Genomic DNA, 18,904 nt, shown 5'->3' on the forward strand with positions numbered 1-18,904 from the left:
TCAGGCGCCCCGTCAACCACGCCTAGTACCCGGTCATCTCCAGATACCCCACCCCACCCTCAAACTTCACCGGACCTTCCCAGTAAGGAATACCCAGATCCATCCAGGCCTTGGGATTGACGGCCTGCGTCGTAATATCCAAGCCCTTGCCGGGAATCTTCAGCGACCAGCGCGTGGGAATACGGCGCCCGTCAATCTCGGTGGTGGCCAATGGCGTGAGCTGGATATCGGCATTGTGCAAGGTCTGCGTCCCCCCTTGCGGATCAATCCAGGTACCCGTCAGGTAACCCGAACCGTCCTTCTGCCGCACACGAAACAGCATCAACTGCTCGCCCCCGTCCAGGTGCAACGAAAACCAGTCCCAGCCCGTCTGGCTGGCGGCTAATGGCTGGCTGCTCCACTCCCGATCCAGCCACGCCGGCCCGGTCACCTGATACACCTTGCCATCCAGGCTGACACTGCCGCTGGCGGTGAAAAACGGCTGACTGTAGTAATACGACGCCTGGCCCTGATCCGATTTACGGCTGTAGCCACGGTCACCCTGCAGCACCAACGGGCGGCTGGAGGTCAGGCGCAAATCGTAGGCAAACTGCGCGCCGCCGGCCTTGAGTTGCATGTCTGCCAAGGGGCTGGCCGCGCCGGGACGGCTGGCAAAATTCCACTCGTCGATCCAGGCAGCAAACGGCGCCGCCTGGGCGCCGGCCTGGCCGACACCGCCACGGGCGTAGCGCTCGGCAGCGTAGTGCCGGGTGGCGGAAGTGACCGCCGCGTGGCCCAGCCACACGGTGGAATCGCGCCAACCGGCCTGCGCGGGCCCGGCCTGCAAGGCGTTGCGAAACAACGTCCACTGCACGCCAAATACATTGCCCTGGGCGTCCTTCACGTTGGCGGTCACGTACCACCATTCAATGCGAAAGCCTGGATGCGCGCCGTGGTCTTCGGGAAACGTGAACACCTTGCCCGGCACCACCTGGGCAAAGTCCGCCGCTTCGCTGCCAAGGCCGGCGAAGCTTTCTTCAGGGGCGGGGACTTTGTCGCACGCGCTCAACAGCAGCAACGCGCACCACAACCAGGCTTTAATGTTCATGGGCAAATGTCCTCAGCAGCTCCGCCGGGCGGCTGCGGTACAGCTGCCAAAGCGGCCAGGCCGAGGCCAGCAGCGTGGCGAGCATTGCCAGCCCCAGCAATTGCGCCAACTGCCACGGAAATACCTGCAACGGCAGACGCCAGCCAAAGGCCTGCACGTTGATCACCGCGTCCAGGCACCAGGCCAGCAGCAGGCCCAGGGGCAAGGCGAGCACCAGGGTCAGCACCGCCAGCAACCAGGTCTGGCCCAGGTTGAGCAGCATCAGTTGTCGGCGCGTCACCCCCAGCGCCCACAACGGCGCAAGTTGGCCGAGGCGGCTTTGGCTCTGGGTCAACAGGCTGATGAACAGCGCCACGCCGGCGACGCCGAGGGTGAGGCTGTTGAGCGCGGCCGTGGCAGCGAACGTGCGTTCGAACACCTGGCTCGACCAGCCTTTGAGCTGCTGTTGATCGACAATGCGGCTGTCCTCCAGGGCAAAGGTGCGCTGCACGGCCTGGATCAGCAAAGGTACCTGTTGCGGCAACACCCGCAGGTTGAAGCGCACCGGCGACAGCCCCGGCCAATGCGCCAACAGGTGCTGTGAATCGACCAGCAGGTGGCCCTTGGGGTTGCCGTAGTCGGCGTAAATCCCGACCACCGAGGGCGACCAGTTGCCCTGCGCGGTGGGCACGCTGAGCGTATCGCCCAATCGCACCTTCAAGCGCCGCGCCAATTGTTCGCTGAGCATCACTGTATCGCCTTGATGCAGGCGGTCCCAGGGTTGGCCGACGGCTTCCAGCAACGGCCAGTGCTGACGGTAGGTCGGGTCGTCGACCACGCCGAACACGTCCGCCGGCCAGCCCTGCAACTGCACGCTGACCTGCCAGGCGGGCAGCACCGCCTGCACCTGCGGTTGGCGGGCCAGCCAGGTGTGCATCTGCTCGGCCTGCGCCGGGTTTTGCGGGTTGAGGTAGAGCTCGGCGGTAAGGCGCTGTTCCAGCCAGTTATCGAAGGTGTGGCGAAAGCCCGAGGTCATGGAGCCCGCGCCGATATTGGCCGCCAGCGCCAACAGCAGCGCCATCAGCGCCAGGCTCAGGGCCGGCAGTTGCTGGCGGCAATCGGCGAGAAACCACTGACCCAACACCGAACGGCTGCGCCCCAGCACGCCTTTGAGCAGCGCATTGAGCAACACCGGCAAGCCCAGCGCCGCGCCCAGCAACAGTGCGGCCATCAGCACAAACCCGGCGGCCAGGCTGTTGCCCAGCCACAGCGCCAGCAACGCAATCAGCAGCGCCGCCCCCGCCACCCACCCCTGGCGCCGCAACCAGCGGCCATGGGCCTCATGCCAGGCCTGGGCGTTGGCCAGTGCCAGCAGCGGCAAGCGTGCCGCGCGCCACAGGCTGCCGGCACCGGCAAGCAGCGCGCCGAGCAGGCTCAAGCCGAGCCCGGCTACCCACCACCCAGGGCTGAGGCTCAGTTGGCCCGGCACCTCGGCGCCGTACAGGCCGCGTATGCTGGCAGCCACATCCGGCAGCAACAGGCTGGCCAGCAAGTACCCGCTGGCCACACCCAGCACGCCGCCGAGCAACGCCAGCACACCCAGCTCCACACTCAGGCTGAGGATCAGCAGGCGCGCGCTGACCCCGCAGGCGCGCAAGGTGCGCAGCAGGCTGCGTCGTTGCTCCAGGGCCAGCCCGATGGCGGCGTGGACGATAAACAACCCGACCACAAAGGACAGAAAGCCCAGGGCATCCAGGTTCAGGTGAAAGCTTTCGGTGAGGCGCGCGAGGTTGTTGTCTTCGCCCTGCTTGAGCTGCAAGCCGGCCGGTGGCGTGGGATGGGTGGCGGCGAAGGTCTTGTCCAGCAGCAGGCGCGACAATTGCCCGGGCATGCCCAGCAAAGGTTGCGCAAAGCCGATGTCCATCAGCAGCAGGCCGGGGGCCATGTCCGGCTGGGCCTGCAAGGGCGGCAAGGTTTGCCCGCTGGCGGTGTGCGCTTGCTCGCCCTCGCGCAGGCCCAGCGCGTGCAGGGTCTGCGGCGAAATCCAGGTGCGCCCCGGCGCGGCAAAAAACGCGAGCCTCTGCGCCTGGCTCAAACGCTGCCCTGCCACCGCGCCACTGCCGGGCAGGGACAGCGGTTCGATGCCCATCAACTGCAGACGCTGGTCTTCATGCCCCTTGAGCACCACGCGCCCCTGCACCACCGGCGACACCGGCCAGCCGGCGCGACGCAACTGGGCAAACAGCGCCTCGGGGAAAGCGGCGGCATCCGGCGCACTCAGGCTGGCTTGCGGCTCACCGCCGATCAACTGGCCGGCGCGCGCGTAACTGTCCCGCGCTTGACTGTTGAGGGCTTGCACGCCAGTGAGCAACGCCGTGGCGAGCCACAAGCCGGTGAGCACACTGAAAAACTGCACGGGGTGACGCCGCCAGTGGCTGAGCAGCGCGCGCAACGCCCAATAAAATACTCTCATCTCAAGACGCACCGGCGGGCACGACCCGCCCGCGATGCAGCACCACCTGGCGGTCGAGCCGCGCCGCGATGCGCGGGCTGTGGGTGACCATCAACAGGCTGGTGGGGCTGTCGCGCAACAGGTCCAGCAGCAGTTGCAGCACGTCATCGCTGGTGGCTTCGTCGAGATTGCCGGTGGGTTCATCCGCCAGCAACAGGCCCGGCCGCGACGCCAGCGCGCGGCCCACCGCCACCCGCTGCTGCTGACCGCCGGAGAGTTGCTCGGGATAGCGCTTGAGCAAGTCGCCCAGGCCCAGGCGCTCGACCAACTGTGCCTGCCACTGCGGATCAAAACGCCCGGCCAGGCGCGCCTGGAAGGCCAGGTTATCGTCGACGCGCAAACTGCCGATCAGGTTGAACTGCTGGAACACCAGACCGATTTCGCTACGTCGCCACTGCGCCAGTTGCGCCTCGCCCAGTTGGTCCAGGCGCTGCTCGCCCACCTGGATAGTACCGGCGTCCACGCGGTCGAGCCCGGCCACCAGATGCAGCAACGTGCTCTTGCCGCTGCCCGACTCACCCATCAGCGCCAGGCTGCCGCGCTCGCCCAGGTGAAGGTCGACGCCTGCCAGCACCGCCAGCGGCCCCTGCGGGGTGGTGTAGCTCTTGCGCACGCCGTGCACCTGCAACATAAAACACACTCACTTGAAAAGCTGAAAACGAGAATAACGGCTGAGGGCGCAAAGTACGCAAATTTTTCACATGGATTTCACCGCCATCCCACCACTGCCACTTTAAATTGCCGGCGCATTACTGATGAGTCGGCAACTTGTTAGTTATTCAGTGCGACAACTTTTAACCGCAGGATGTTCAGCCAAAAGACAGCCACCCTGTGACAGCCTCTTTATCCCACTGCGGGCATCCGTTAATGCATTGCGCCTACTTGAATATTAATAAATACGGCCATGGTGAATGATGTGGTTGACCTTACGCTGACCAAACCGCGCACGCGCCGACGTTTTATCAAACGCTGGCGAACGTGGCGGATGAGCCTTGCCGTCGTGAGCCTGATGCTCGCAGGCTGGCTGTTGTGGCCTGCGACACCCCGCGACCTGGGTGTGGGCAAACGGCTGCTGACGGCGCATCTTTTGCCTGCCTGGCGGGAAGGCGAACTGATCGTGCTGGTGCGCCATGAAGAGCGCTGTGATCGCTCGAAAACCCCCTGCCTCGGTCCACTTGACGGCCTCACCGTCGTCGGCAACCAGCACGCCGAGGCGCTGGGCAAAGCCTTCAGGGTATTGGGCATGACGCGCACCGACGTGCTCGCCAGCCCCGCCACTCGCACGGTCCAGACCGCCCAGGCGATGTTCGGCAAGGTCCAGCTTACCGCCGACCCACAGGCCATTTGCGGCGAGGCGATCGGCGAAGCGTTGCTGCAGCACAAACATCCCGGGCGCAACCTGATCTTCGTCACCCATAGTGGTTGCATCGCCGACTTCGAAAAAGCCCTGGGCTATCCCCATGCGGCGTTTCCCCAGTACGGCAGCGCGCTGTTCATACGGGCCAGGGCAGACGGCAGGTTCGACACCTTGGGCCTGGTCAATGGGCCCGCGTGGACGGCTGTTTTGAAAAACCTCTGAACACACTTTTTTACATATCCAGCATTACCTATTCAGCAAAATGACAGGCCTGTTCTGGCATGTTGAGCCGCGCCCGTTAATTAACGGCGCCCAACATAACTCGACCCAGTTAGTGAACATTTTGAGTCTTGCTCTTATTACTTATATAGCCCCCCACTCCGTCATTAAGTGTCAAGGAGCCGCGCGCTCATGACCCGACTAAAACCCCTGCCCTTGTTATTGCTGGCAATCGCCGCGTTTTACCTGCTGCCCCTTGGCCTGCATGGCTTGTGGGTGCCCGACGAAACCCGCTACGCCCAGATCAGCCAGGAAATGCTCACCAGCGGCAACTGGGTGTCCCCGCATTTCATGGGTTTGCGCTACTTCGAAAAACCTGCCGGCGGCTACTGGTTGATCGCCCTCGGCCAGGCGGTGTTCGGCCAGAACCTGTTCGGCGTGCGGATTGCCTCGGCACTCACCACCGGCCTGAGCGTACTGCTGGCCTACCTGATCGCCCGCCGCCTGTGGAACGACCCGCGCAAAAGCTACGCCTGCGCCCTGCTCTACCTGAGCTTCGGCCTAGTGGCCGGGCAAGCCGGGTACTCCAACCTCGACCCGCAATTCACCTTCTGGGTCAATCTCAGTCTGGTGGCGCTGTGGTTCGCCCTCGACAGCCGCACGCCACGGGCCCGACTCGGCGCCTGGGCGCTGCTCGGGGTGGCTTGCGCCATGGGCTTCATGACCAAAGGGTTCCTGGCCTGGCTGCTGCCGGTGCTGATCGCGGTGCCCTACTTGTTGTGGCAACGCAGGCTGGGTGAATTGCTGCGCTATGGCCCACTGGCCGTGGGCGTTGCCTTGCTGCTGTGCCTGCCCTGGGCCTGGGCGATTCATGTGCAGGAACCGGATTACTGGCGCTTCTTTTTCTGGCACGAACACATCCGCCGATTTGCCGCCGATGATGCACAGCATGCGCGGGCGTGGTGGTTCTTCCTGCCGATCATGGTGGTGGCGTGCCTGCCCTGGGCCGGGTTGCTGCCCAGCACACTGCTCAAAAGCTGGCGGGAAAAACGCCAGCCGGCCATCGTGTTTCTTTCTCTCTGGCTGTGGCTGCCACTGGCGTTTTTCAGCCTGAGCCGGGGCAAGCTGCCAACCTACATCATGCCGTGCCTGTTGCCGCTGGCCCTGTTGATGGGGCATGCGCTGATCGACCTGGTCCACCAGCACAAGCCACGCGCCATCCGCCTCAACGGCGTGATCAATCTGGTCGTCGGCCTGATCGCCATGGTGGCCTTGATCTACCTGCAAATCGACCGCCCGCTGTACGGCAACAGCCATGCCGAGATGTTCAGCCTGTCGCTGGCATTTATCGTGCTGCTGGGCTGGATCCTTGCCAACCTGCTGCAGGCCTTCCGCCCGCTGACACTGTGGGCGACACCGGCGCTGGGCATCGGCCTGCTGGTGGTGTTACTGCCGGTGGGGATGCCGGCGCAGATCGCCAATAACGAAATGCCCGACCAGTTCGTGCTCGAACATCTGGACGAACTGCAGCAAACCAAGGCGCTGTTGAGCAATCAACTGGAATCGGCCTCCGCGCTGGCCTGGCGACTGAACCGCGCGGACGTCACGCTTTACAACACCGAAGGCGAGCTGCGCTACGGCCTGCAGTACGCCGATGCGGCGCACCGCAAGGTCAACCTGGAGACGGTCCAGGCCTGGCTCGTCGAGGCGCGCAAGCACGGTTCGGTCGGCGTGCTGCTGCGCGTCAGAAGCACCAGCGAACACCGTGAAGAGGGGCAACTGCCACCCGGTGGCAAGCGCTACCGCAAGGGCGACCTGGTCATTACCCTCTACCCGCAATCCCCTTAGGAATACCCATGAGTTTCTGGAAAACCGAACGCGGCGCCCTGCTGTTGCTGCTGGGCGTATCAGCCCTGCTCCTGCTGCTGGGCCTGGGCAGCCGCGACCTGTGGGGACCGGAAACACGCTGGGCGAATATCGCCCTGCAGATGCTGCAAAGCGGCGACTACTTCGACCCTTATCTCAAGGGCGCTCCGTACTACGACAAACCCCTGCCCTCCTACTGGCTGATCACCGGCTTTGCCAACCTGATGGGCGGCCTTGGCCCGTGGTCGCTGCGCCTGTCGTCAGTGATCGCCGCATGGTTGAGCATCTGGCTGGTGTACCTGATCGGCGAACGCCTGTTTCGCAAGGGCACCGGGCTGATTGCCGGCTGGATGCTGGCCACCACGTTCTATTTTCTATTCTGGGCGCGAGTGGCCACGGCGGATGTGCTCACGGTGTGCGGCGTGCTGGCCGCCGTGTGGTGGTACTGGCGCGGGCCGGACGACACCCGATTGGGGCGCTACACGGTCTTTTTTCTGCTGCTGGCGGCGACGTCATTGTTCAAGGGTTTGATCGGTTTCGTGCTGCCGGGCCTGGTGCTGTTACCGCACCTGCTCAGCGAGCAGCGCTACAAACGCCATTTCAACCTGCGCCTCCTGCTGGCCGTGATTATCGCCGGCGCGTTCTACGCGATTCCCTTCATACTGTCCCATCTCTATGGCGCACCCACCTATGGCGAAAGCGGCCTGGAGCTGGTGTTCAAGGAAAACGTGGTGCGCTTCTTCGACCCCTTCGACCATATGGGGCCGATCTACACCTACCTGATCTACCTGCCGGCGTACACCCTGCCCTGGGCACCCTGCTGGATGCTCGGCCTGTGGCTGGCGCTGCGCCACTGGCGCGACACGCCGCCCAATGTGCGCTGGCTGGTGTGGGGCCTGGGCCTGTTGTTCGTGTTCTTTACCGCCAGCGGCAGCCGACGCAGCTACTACGTGCTGCCCCTGGTGCCTTTCGCCCAACTGCTGGCAGCGTGGTGGTTGAGCGAACGCCTGGCGAAAAAACCCGCCGGTTGGCCGCGCTGGCAAAAAGGCTTTGGCTTCGCTGTCGGCCTGATGCTGCTGGTGATCGGAGTGGTGTATCCCTGGACCAACGGCAATGGCGGCGTGACGCAATTTGTCGAGGATGTGAAAGCACAGGCGGTGAAAACAGCACCGTGGGATCAGTGGCAGATGGTGCTGGTGGAAGTCGACAACAAACTGCCGATGTACCTGAACAATGGCGGCAAACCCTTCTACTACGTCAGCGAAACCCAAAACTTCCCGCGCCAGGGCGACAGCGCCGCGTTCATGGCCTGGCTGGAGAAAACCAGCAGCCAGGAATTTGATCCACAGCACACCATCATCATCGCGCAGTTCTCCAAAGACGACCCGACGCCGCTGGCGTTTCTGGGAGTAGATCACCAAGTGATCGTTACCCAGCCGGATAATGGGGAGCGGTTTTTTCACAAGCGTGAAGGTGGGAGTGTGGGGTTTATTCCAGTGAGTAAATGAAGCGACCCGGTGCTTACAGACACTGACTATCCAGTGTGGGAGGCTCCGCCAAATCTTCGACTTAGCGCTGTCGCGCAAAAAACTGATTAGGGCTTGCCCGGTGGCGAGCGGGCTTGCCCCGCGTTGGGCTGCGCAGCAGCCCCACAACAATGCTCTGCACAGTGTCAGGTACACCGCGGTTTCTTCAATTGGGGGCGCTTCGCACCCCAACGCGGGGCAAGCCCGCTCGCCACAAAAAATCCGTTCGTCAGGAAGGCTCCAGTTTGCTGCGCGACAGCGCTGGCCGAATCTCCCACATTGACCGCAATCCATAGGGGTGTTGGTTAATGGCATTTGGTCATGGTTTGTACAGTGAGCACCTGGAGAGCCCCGAGCGGGCGAAGATTCTGGCGGTGTGGCATTTGCTGGAGATTGCCAGGACCACGGTGGATCGCTCTATCCACTGCATGAACAACCCAAAAACCACTGCCTGAACACGCGCAAAAAATGTGGGAGGGGGCTTGCTCCCGATGGCGGTGAATCAGTCAGCCAATCATTGGCTGACCCACTGCCATCGGGAGCAAGCCCCCTCCCACAGGGAGCGTATTTCAAGATCAGGTTCAGCGCATTTCAAACCCTCAAAGTCTGCGGCGGCGGTTGAGCTGCGGAATGGTGGTTTGCGCCACTTCCACTCGCTGCACCTGCGCCTGGGTGCGCGCTGCCAGTTGTGCCAGTGTCGGCTGGCTGAACAGGGTGCGCGCATCCACTTCCAGCCCGGCCTTGCGCAGACGTGCCACCAGGTTTACCGCCAGCAGGGAATGCCCGCCCAGCTCGAAAAAGTGGTCGTGGCGCCCCACCCGTTCCAGCTTCAGCACGTCGGCCCAGATCGCGGCCATGGTGGTTTCCACCTCGCCCTGCGGCGCCTCGTAGGCGCGGCTGATCACCGCTTCCAGGCCCGGTTCCGGCAGGGCCTTGCGGTCGAGTTTGCCCGCCGGGTTCAGCGGCAGCGTATCAAGTTGCACGAAGGCCGCCGGCACCATGTACTCGGGCAACTGCTCCAGCACATGGATGCGCAGCGCTTCAAGGCTCGGCGCCTGTTCGCGCACGGTGAAATACGCCACCAGCCGCTCTTCACGGATCAACACCGCCACTTCACGCAACGCCGGGTGCGCCAGCAGGCGTGATTCGATCTCGCCCAACTCCAGGCGCACGCCGCGCAGTTTGACCTGGAAGTCATTGCGCCCCAGAAACGCCAGATTACCGTCCGGCAGGTAACGCACCAGATCGCCGGTGCGATACAGGCGGTCACCGGCCACGAACGGGCTGTCGATAAAGCGCTCGGCGGTCATCTGCGCCAGGCCCAGGTATCCGCGCGCCACGCCAACGCCACCGATATGCAACTGGCCGCTGACGCCCAGCGGCACCGGCGCGTCGTGGTCGTCCAGCACATACAGGCGGGTGTTGTTGATCGCGCGGCCGATCGGCAGTTGCAGCGCCGGCACCGGTGCGCCGGGTTCAAGGGTCCAGGCGCTGCTGTCGACGGTGGCCTCGGTGGGGCCATAGACGTTGTGCAGGCGCACCTGCGGCAAGCGTGCCTGCACGCCACGGGCAAGGGCTTCGGTGAGTTCGCCACCGCCGCACAGCACGTCGGTGAGGCTGGTGCACAGCGCCGACTCGTCCAGTTCAAGGAACTGCTGCAACATCGCCGGCACGAATTTGATCACGCTGATGCGCTGCTCGCGAATCACGTGCGCCAGGTACGCCGGTTCCCGATGCCCGTCGGGTCGCGCCAGCACCAGACGCATGCCGTTGGTCAGCGGCCAGAACAGCTCCCACACCGAGCCGTCGAAGCTGAACGGCGCGCGTTGCAGCAGCGCGCCGCCTTCAGCGTTCGGGCACAGTGTGGAGCCCCAGTGCATCAGGTTGCTCAGGCCGCGGTGCTCGATCATCACGCCTTTGGGCGTGCCGGTGGAGCCGGACGTGTACATCACGTAGGCCAGGTTGGCGGCGCTCAGGCCCGGCACCAACGGATTACCGGTCGGCGCGTGGCGCCAGGCGCAGCAGTCGAAGTCGATCAGCGGGATCGACACGTCGCCCGGCAGGTCGCGCGTTGCGGCATGCACCAGCAGCGCCACCGGCTGGCTGTCGTACAGCATGTAGGCCAGGCGCTCGCGCGGGTAGCCCGGGTCCAGCGGCACGTAAGCGCCGCCGGCCTTGAGAATCGCCAGCAGGCCCACGACCAGGTCCAGCCCGCGCTCGACGCACAGCGCCACCCGCGCATCGGGCCGTACCCCGCGCTCACGCAGGTGGTAGGCCAACTGGTTAGCGCGCTCGTTGAGCTGTTGGTAGCTCAGCTGTTGTTCGCCGGCCTGCACCGCGATGGCGTGGGGAGTCTGCCGTGCGTGCGCCTCGAACAGCGCCTGCACGCTGAGGGTGTCGGGGTAGACGGTGTCGGTGGCGTTGAAGTCCACCAGCAAGGTGTGCAACTCGTCGGCGGGCAGCACCGGCACGTCGCGCAGCGGCGACGTCGGCACCCGCTCGAGCGCCTGCACCAGGCCGTGCACGGCCGTGTCGAGGTAAGCCAGCAGCCGGCCGGCGCCGACCTTGCGCGGCGCCTTGGCCTTGAGGCGAAACCCCTCGGCGGTGGCGTCCACCGTGAGCATCAGCGGGTAGCTGAGAATATCCTCACTGCTGAGCAAGGCAATGCCAGGCACCAGCTTCAACTCGGGGTCGGCCGAGGCATGCCGGTAATTGAGCAGGCTGTTGAACAACGGCGAGGCGCTGCTGCAACGCTGGGCCAGCGCCAGTGACGCCTGCTCGTGAACGAGCAAGGCACTCAGTTGGGCGTGGGTGTCACTCAGCGCATCCACCACAGTTTGCCCGGCCAGTTGCACCCGCAACGGCAGTGTATTGATGAACATGCCCAAGGCGCGGTCGGCGCCTTCGCCCGCCTGCAGGCGACCAAGCAATACGGTGCCGAACACCACGTCATCGCGGCCCGACACACGGCTGAGCACCTGCGCCCAAGCCAGGTGAAACAGGCTCGCGGCACTCACGCCCAGGGCGCGGGCCTGTTCGCGCACGCATTGATTGAGGTGCTCGTCGAGGGCCTGTTCGGCCTCTTCACTGTCGGCGCGATTGGCCTGGCGCTCCTGCAGGCCGAACGCCAATGTCGGTTCGTCGACATCCGCCAGACGCTCACGAAAAAACGCCTCGTGCGCGGCCTGGCGCGCCGGCAAGCGGCTCTGCGCGACCACATTGCGATACGGCACCGGCGCCGGCAGTTGCGCCTGCTGGCCGAGCAGGTGCGCGCGAATCTCATCCACCAGCACGGTGGTCGAGGTGGCGTCGTTGACCAGGTGATGAAAGCGCAATCGCGCAATCCAGCGTTGCTGCTGCGGCTGTTCGGCGTAGTCCAGGGCCATCAGCGGCGCCAGGCGCAGGTCCAGCGGTTCCTCGGTGTCGCCCAGCGGCGCGACGCGCAAGTGCGCCTTGCGCCACACCACCTGCATCGGTTGCTCCAGCGCATCCCAGGCCAGGCTGGTGCGCAGGATGTCATGCCGGTCGATCACCTGTTGCAGGGCCTGGGCAAAGGCATCGAGCTGTTCGCGCCGGACAAAGCTGAACATCGCGTGCTGCTGGTACGGATCGCGCTCATCGGTGAGGTGGTGGTAGAGCAAGCCCTCCTGCAACGGCGCCAGCGGGTAGATGTCCTGCACATTCGCCGCGCCGCCGGGAATACCCGCGACGATGCGGTCGATGCTGGGTTGGTCGAGTTCGGCGAGGGCCAGCAGGTCCGGGGTGATGTGGGTGCAACCTGGCGCAATTCGGTTGGCCGGCACCGCTACTTCGCGGCCCTGGCTGACGGCTGCCAGCGCCTCCAGGGTGGGCTGGCCGAACAGCACCTGCACGTCGGCATGCAGCCCGGCCTGTCGCATGCGCTGCACCAGCTGCACCGCCAGCAGCGAGTGCCCGCCCAGCTCGAAGAAATGATCATGCCGGCCCACTTGCCGCACCTGCAACAGCTCGGCCCAGATCTGCGCCAGGGTGGTTTCCGCGCCGTCGTGCGGGGCTTCGTAACGGCGGCTGACAAAGGCATCCTGGGTCGGTGCCGGCAACGCCTTGCGGTCGAGTTTGCCGTTGGCGGTAAGGGGCAGGCTGGTCAGCTTCACGTAGGCGGCGGGCACCATGTAGTCGGGCAGCGACGTTTGCAGGTGGGCGCGCAGGGCGTCGATATCGATAGGGTGATGCTCGATGAACCAGGCCAGCAGTTGTCCCTCGCGGAACTGCACCACGGCCTCCTTGACGGCGGGATGGCCGGCCAGAGCGGTTTCGATTTCCCCGAGTTCGATGCGCACGCCGCGAATTTTCACCTGGTCGTCATTACGCCCCAGGTATTCAAGGTTGCCATTGGGCAGCCAGCGCGCCAGGTCGCCGGTGCGGTACATGCGGCCGGCGCTGAACGGGTCATCCAGAAAACGTTCGGCGCTGAGGTCCGGGCGGTTCAGGTAGCCGCGCGCCACGCCCTGGCCGCCGACATACAACTCACCCGCAATGCCGATGGGCAGCAGGCGTTGCCGGGCATCCAATACGTAGACCTGGGCATTGGCGACGGGCGCGCCGATATGCAGCAGGCTTCCCACTTCAACCTTTCCGGAGGTGGCGACCACCGTGGCTTCGGTGGGCCCGTAGTTGTTGATTACGTCGAAGCTTTGCCCACGGTGGAACGCGCGCAGACGGTCGCCACCGATGAGCAAGGTGTGCAGGGTCGGGTGTTCCAGGCGCTGGCTGAAGGCGTACTCGGCCACCGGCGTGGACAGGAAGCACACATCCAGCGGCTGGGCGCGCCACCAGTCGAGCAGCGCGTCGATGTCTTCGGCACCGTCATGGGCCGGCGGCAGGTGCAGCGTGGCGCCCACGCACAGGGCCGGCCACACCTCCCAGGCCATCGCATCGAAGCCGAACCCGGCGACGCTGGCGGTGTGGCTGCCCGCGTGCAGGTTGAAGGCCCGGCAGTGCCAGTCCACCAGGTTCGACACGCTGCGGTGCTCGACCATCACACCTTTGGGCAGGCCGGTGGAGCCGGAGGTGTAGATCACGTAGGCAAGGTGCGTGGGCTGCACCGCCACGTCAGGGTTGGTGCCCAGGTGCAGCGCGGGACGGTCCAGTTCGATCACCGGTACGTCCAGCGCAGGCAGGCGTTGGCGCAGGTCGTGCTGGGTCAGCACGGCAACGGGTGCGCTGTCGTGCAGCAGGTAGTTGAGGCGTTCGGCGGGATGGGCCGGGTCCAGCGGCACATAGCAGGCGCCGGACTTGAGAATTGCCAGCAGCCCCACCAGGGTGTCCAGCCCGCGCCGGGCCAGGATCACCACACGATCGTCCGGCTGCACGCCCTGTTCGATGAGCTGATGGGCCAGGGCATTGGCCTGTTGATTGAGCTGGGCATAGCTCAGTTGCCGGCCCTGATACACCGCAGCCACGGCCTGCGGCGTGCGCGCAGCCTGGGCTTGAATGCGCGCATGCAGGGTGCTCGGCTGAGTATCGGGCTGGGCGGTGGCGTTGAACTGTTGCAGTTGCGCCTGCTCGGCCGGGGTAATCAGGGACAATTCGGCGAGGGCGAGCGCCGTGTCCTCCAGGCCCTGTTCCAGCAACCCGGTGACGCGCTGGGCGAGTGCCTGAACCTCGTCGTTATTGAAATACGCTTCGTTGTACACACAATGCAGGCTTGCAGTGTCCTGCGCACGATTGCGGCGCAGGTGCATGGCAATCGGCAGCGCTTCGTGGTGGTTGGAGACCTTGATGGCGCGGGCCTGGACCTCGCCGTAACGCAGGTCATGGTCGTCCTGCTCATAGGACACCGACACCTCGAACAGCTGGCCGCGATCCGTACGGCGCAGGCCCAGCTCACGGTTCATCTCGCTCAAGGGGAAACGCTGGTGGCGCATGTCCTGCTTGAGCTGGTCGCGCACGCCACGCACCAGTTCGCCGAAAGACAGCTGCTCGCTGAATTGAAAACGTACCGCACTGACCTGAGCAAACATCCCCACGGTCGCGCGAAAACGCGCATTGGCACGGTTGAGCATCGGCAGCCCCACCACCCATTCATCGCGCTGATGGGCGCGGGTGAAATACACATATAAGGCCGCCAGCAACACATGGAACGCCGAGGCCTGATAACGGTTGGCGACATTTTCCATGCGGTGCAGCAACACCACGGGAAACCCTTGCACCAGTGTGTTGCTCGGCGCTGAAGCGGTGTGCCGTGGCGTCAGCAGCGGCTCGGGCAGGGTCTGGTATTTGTCCAGCCAGTACGTACGGTCGCGGGTGTAACGCGGTGACTGCCGGTAGTGCTGGTCGGCGTCGATAAAGTCGATGTATGACGGCGCCGTCGGTTGCGGCTGCGGGCCTCGCGTCAGAGCCGTGTAGAGCTGCGCCAGGGATTGCAGCATCTGACCGAAGCCCCAGCCGTCGAGAATCAGGTGATGGGCCTGGGTGCCGAGCCAGTAGCGGTCAGCATCGAGCTTGACCAGAAAAAAGCGGAACAACGCCTCGTCCTGCAATGCATAGGGCCGGGCCATCTGCGCCTGCATCAAGGCCTGGGCGGCAACCTGCGGCTCGGGTAAAGACGAACAATCATGCCATGCCACCTCTACCGTCAGTGCTGCAGCGAAGTGCTGGCGTGGCAGGCCGTCGGCGTCGCTGAACAACTGGGTGCGCAACCCATCGTGCAGGGCTACCAGTTGCTCGATCGCCTGCTGAATCAGTGCGGGCTCCACTGGGCCGGCAAAATCGAGAAAACCACCAATGTTGTAGAGCGGTGAGTTGCCCGCGCGCTGTTGGTCCAGCCAGATATCCTGCTGGGCGGCGGTGAGCGGAAAGCTGGGCGACGGGCTGGAAATGTGCAGCATAAGATCCTTCTCATGGGAGGTCGCCAGGGAGGTCCATCACGGCGAAATTGCCGGATTGGAGCATGGGGACATGGATCTGCCTGACACCCCAAACCCGGACATCCAAATGAATGGATCCGGTCCGCCTGAACGTTCACCGCTGAAACGATTAAAGCGCTGTAGGAAATTGGCTATATCTGCCCGAGGCTGGCAATTAGACATCCCCGCAAAAAAACTAAATTTTTCTTTTAAATCATCACGTTAAAAATATATAAAAATCCGAGAGGGGTATTCGTATGCGGAAATACCTGACAGAACCGTCGAATTAATGACGGTGCTTTTATGGCAGGTTGTGTCCCACGTTTCCGCTACATACGTAGGACAAATCCATATGGCTAAATGAGTTCTCGAACGCCGAGTCACGTTCAAGCAGTACGGCGCGCCCCGCACAGACCCCCGGGCGCCCGATGACGGTTTTCGACATCAAGGATGAGATGGCTATGAGTCTGACGCGCACCATGAGCAACACAACCAGCCCGCATTTCTATGCCGAAATGGGTGAACTGATTTCAAACAGCGGCCAGGAAGATTTCGCCGCCCACATGCTGCACCTGGTGGACAAATGGGTGCCGATCCACATGGTGGATCTCAGCGAGTGGACCCTCGACGAACTGCGCGACCGCGTGCTCGATATCAAGCTGCTGGGCAGTGCTGGCCTCAAAAGCGAGCTGTCTGCGCCCCAGACCCTGCACCCGCTCAAGGACCATCCGCTGCTGCGAGAGATGCTGCGCATGCAGGACCCGCTGCTGATTCAGATGCGCGCTCAACCCAACAGCGCGCACCCGCGTGGCACCTCGCACCAGTGCAATCTCGTGGCGCGCCAGGGCAATCGGCGCCAGGTGATTTCGTTCTACCGCCCGCCGGCCGAGCGTGGGTTTTCCCTGGCGGAACTGTCGTTTCTCAAGTGCCTGTCGGACACCCTGCTGCCGTTGCTGGAGCGTCATGCCCAGTTGCTTCACCAGGCGCCGCAGAGCAGCATGGAACCGGTGCATAACCCGCTGGAGCAATCGCAATTGCAGCGTGAGTTTTACAAGCGCCTGTCACTGAGCGATATCACGTTGTCGGCGCGGGAGCAGGAAGTCTGCCTGGGCCTGTTGACCGGCGGCACCGTGCCGCAAATGGCAGAAAAACTCAGCGTGAAAAACAGTTCGGTCGAAACCTACCTCAAGCGCGCCGCCGCCAAACTGGGTGTGAGCGGCCGCCATGGCCTGGCCAAATGGATGGTGGGTGCTTGATGAACAGAGTCAAACTCACGGCCGTCGGGGTGGCCTGCCTGCTCGGCGGCTGTTCGCTGATTCCCGAGTACCACCGGCCCCAGGCACCGGTGCCGCAGCATTACCCTCAGGACGGGGTGTATCGCCAGGCGCAAGCGGGCACGCAAACCACCTCGGACTGGCAGCACCTGTTCCATGACCCGGCGCTGCAACAGCTGATGAAGGATGCACTGGTCAACAACCGCGACCTGCGGGTGGCGGCGCTGAACGTCGAGGCGTTCCAGGCGCAGTACCGCATCCAGCGTGCCGACCTGTTCCCGGCGGTGTCCGCCACCGGTGCCGGCAAGCGCCAGAAAGTGCCGGGGGCTGCGACGGGCAGCGGAAAGTCGGCGATCACCTCCAGCTATTCGGCCACCCTGGGCATCAGCGCCTATGAACTGGACCTGTTCGGCCGTGTGCGCAGCCTCAGCGAACAGGCGATGCTCACCTACCTGGGCACCGCAGAGGCCCGGCGCAGCGCGCAGTTGAGCCTGGTGGCGAATGTCGCCAACGCGTACCTCACGTGGCGCGCCGATCAGGAACTGCTGGACCTGGCCCGGCAAACCCTGGCCGCCAACGAACGCAGCCTGCACCTCACCGACCGCAGCAAAAGCGCGGGCAAGGCCTCGGCGGTGGATGTGGTGCAAGCGCGCACCAGTGTCGAAAGTACCCGCGCCAGCGTGGCCCGTTACCAGCGCCAGGTGGCCCAGGACCTCAACAGCCTCGCCGTGCTGGTCGGCGGCCCGGTGGACCCAAGCCTGCCGTCGCGCCCGCTGGCCGACGACCTGGTAGCGCGGGTGCCCGCCGGCCTGCCCTCGGACCTGCTGCAGCGCCGCCCGGATATCCTCCAGGCCGAATACCAGTTGCAGGCCGCCAACGCCAATATCGGTGCCGCGCGCGCTGCGTTTTTCCCCTCGGTAAGCCTCACGGCCAATGCCGGCAGCGCCAGCACCGAGCTGTCGGGGTTGTTCAAGGGCGGTTCGGGCACCTGGACGTTCCAGCCGCAGATCAACCTGCCGATCTTCAACGCCGGCAGCCTGCGTGCCAGCCTTGATTACGCCAGGCTGCAAAAAGACATCACGGTGGCCCAGTACGAAAAATCGATCCAGACCGCCTTTCAGGAAGTGGCCGATGGCCTCGCCGCGCGCCAGACATTCGTCGACCAGCTCAACGCGCAACGGGATTTTGTGGCCGCCAGCCAGCGCTATTACGACCTCGCCCAGCACCGCTACCGCAGCGGAGTGGACAGCAACCTGACGTTCCTCGACGCACAACGCTCGCTGTTCAGTGCACAGCAGGCGCTGATTGTGGATCGACTGGCGCAGTTGGTGGCAGAGGTGAACCTGTACGCGGCGCTGGGGGGCGCGTGGGCCGAAGCCCCGCGCCTGGCCGCTGCGCCCTAGAGCAGTTTCAGCCCGATCGCTGAGCGGTTGCTCCAGTCCGATTCGCGCAACTCGGATGCCCTTCCGTAGTCATCCAGCTTGCCGTTGATGACGGCCATTGAATGCACCGAGTCAGCGACCGTGCCGATGGCCCCCTGCCTGAAGTCTTCAAGAGTGGCCGGCGCCACGTAGTTCTTCAGGCCCAGGCGGCGCAGGGCCTGCCCTGGATACTCGCCATCGTTCAAGCTGGCCAGGGCCGCAGCGTAGCTCTGGTTGCCGACGCCATCATTGTTTTCCAACTGGGCACGCTTGGCGCTGACGGCATACAGGAACTGCGCATTGATCAGCACGTCATTGGGCCTGCTGGCCTTGAAGTCCGAGGCTTTTTGGGCTTGCTCCAACTCTGCGTAACTGATGTGCAGTCTGTAGGCATCGCGCATGACAATGCCAAACCCCGTGGCGGTCACCTGGACGCGCTTGAAGATGCCGTGGGGGTTGTGGCCGAACCTCATCATGGCGGCCTTGATTGCGGAAATGGTGACGCAGTTCCTTTCATGGTTCTGATAAAAGTCCGTGAATATATCAGCGGGTTTTATGCCGATGTTCGCCGCCGTACCGCGGATAAACCGGCCAATGTCGACGGCCCCCGGACCCAGCATTTTAGCCTGTGTGATGCGCAGGCGATTCACTGGGTGGGTGGTGCCATGTCGCACGCCCTTGTGTTCGGACAATTGCCTGAGCCGTTCGCCCAACACGCCCAGCGCGTTGATCAAACCCGCTACGTTGCGCCTCGACGCAGGTTCAATCGACGTATG

10 protein-coding genes and 1 pseudogene are annotated in these 18,904 nt (G+C 64.1%); 6 read left to right on the forward strand and 5 right to left on the reverse strand.

Features of this window, described 5'->3' with window-relative positions; genetic code table 11:
- Positions 1 to 22: 22 nt before the first annotated feature.
- Genes TU79_RS07790 through TU79_RS07800 form a run of 3 tightly spaced genes read right to left on the reverse strand, consistent with a single transcriptional unit; the run spans position 23 to position 4,209 of the window.
- Positions 23 to 1,087: a lipocalin-like domain-containing protein gene (locus TU79_RS07790; protein WP_057007454.1), complete on the reverse strand. Its 1,065-nt coding sequence runs from the start codon at positions 1,085 to 1,087 to the stop codon at positions 23 to 25.
- A complete protein-coding gene (locus TU79_RS07795) occupies positions 1,077 to 3,539 on the reverse strand; it encodes an ABC transporter permease (protein WP_057007455.1) in 2,463 nt (820 codons plus the stop codon). The genes TU79_RS07790 and TU79_RS07795 overlap by 11 nt, the downstream gene beginning before the upstream one ends.
- 1 nt (position 3,540) lies before the next feature.
- A complete protein-coding gene (locus TU79_RS07800) occupies positions 3,541 to 4,209 on the reverse strand; it encodes an ABC transporter ATP-binding protein (RefSeq protein ID WP_057007456.1) in 669 nt (222 codons plus the stop codon).
- A 273-nt stretch (positions 4,210 to 4,482) separates the two neighbouring features.
- On the opposite strand from TU79_RS07800, the gene pmrG reads away from it, so the two are divergent.
- The 4 genes and pseudogenes from pmrG to TU79_RS25980 all read left to right on the forward strand — a co-directional run.
- Positions 4,483 to 5,157, forward strand: coding sequence for a lipopolysaccharide core heptose(II)-phosphate phosphatase PmrG (pmrG, locus tag TU79_RS07805; protein WP_057007457.1), 675 nt, complete (start codon positions 4,483 to 4,485; stop codon positions 5,155 to 5,157).
- 189 nt (positions 5,158 to 5,346) lie between these two features.
- Entirely contained in the window at positions 5,347 to 7,002 is a 1,656-nt protein-coding gene (gene arnT / locus TU79_RS07810; protein WP_057007458.1) for a lipid IV(A) 4-amino-4-deoxy-L-arabinosyltransferase, read from the forward strand.
- An 8-nt stretch (positions 7,003 to 7,010) separates the two neighbouring features.
- Positions 7,011 to 8,528, forward strand: a complete 1,518-nt coding sequence (locus TU79_RS07815) for an ArnT family glycosyltransferase (RefSeq protein ID WP_057007459.1) — start codon at positions 7,011 to 7,013, stop codon at positions 8,526 to 8,528.
- A gap of 353 nt (positions 8,529 to 8,881) precedes the next feature.
- Positions 8,882 to 9,001: pseudogene (locus TU79_RS25980) on the forward strand (DUF6124 family protein); the annotation flags it as partial.
- Positions 9,002 to 9,145: 144 nt separating this feature from the next.
- On the opposite strand, the gene TU79_RS07820 reads toward TU79_RS25980, so the two are convergent.
- Positions 9,146 to 15,415: a non-ribosomal peptide synthetase gene (locus tag TU79_RS07820; RefSeq protein ID WP_057007460.1), complete on the reverse strand. Its 6,270-nt coding sequence runs from the start codon at positions 15,413 to 15,415 to the stop codon at positions 9,146 to 9,148.
- A 479-nt stretch (positions 15,416 to 15,894) separates the two neighbouring features.
- Between TU79_RS07820 and TU79_RS07825 the strand changes: the two genes are divergently transcribed.
- Positions 15,895 to 16,689 (forward strand): helix-turn-helix transcriptional regulator, encoded by a 795-nt coding sequence (locus TU79_RS07825; RefSeq protein WP_057007461.1) that lies wholly within the window; start codon positions 15,895 to 15,897, stop codon positions 16,687 to 16,689.
- Positions 16,689 to 18,110: an AdeC/AdeK/OprM family multidrug efflux complex outer membrane factor gene (adeC, locus tag TU79_RS07830; RefSeq protein WP_057007462.1), complete on the forward strand. Its 1,422-nt coding sequence runs from the start codon at positions 16,689 to 16,691 to the stop codon at positions 18,108 to 18,110. The genes TU79_RS07825 and adeC overlap by 1 nt, the downstream gene beginning before the upstream one ends.
- On the opposite strand, the gene TU79_RS07835 is transcribed toward adeC, so the two are convergent.
- A complete protein-coding gene (locus TU79_RS07835; RefSeq protein ID WP_231986844.1) occupies positions 18,107 to 18,862 on the reverse strand; it encodes a hypothetical protein in 756 nt (251 codons plus the stop codon). The two genes, adeC and TU79_RS07835, sit on opposite strands and share 4 nt — an antisense overlap.
- Positions 18,863 to 18,904: the final 42 nt, after the last annotated feature.

It is taken from the genome of Pseudomonas trivialis, from assembly GCF_001439805.1.
GTDB classification, from domain to species: domain Bacteria; phylum Pseudomonadota; class Gammaproteobacteria; order Pseudomonadales; family Pseudomonadaceae; genus Aquipseudomonas; species Aquipseudomonas trivialis.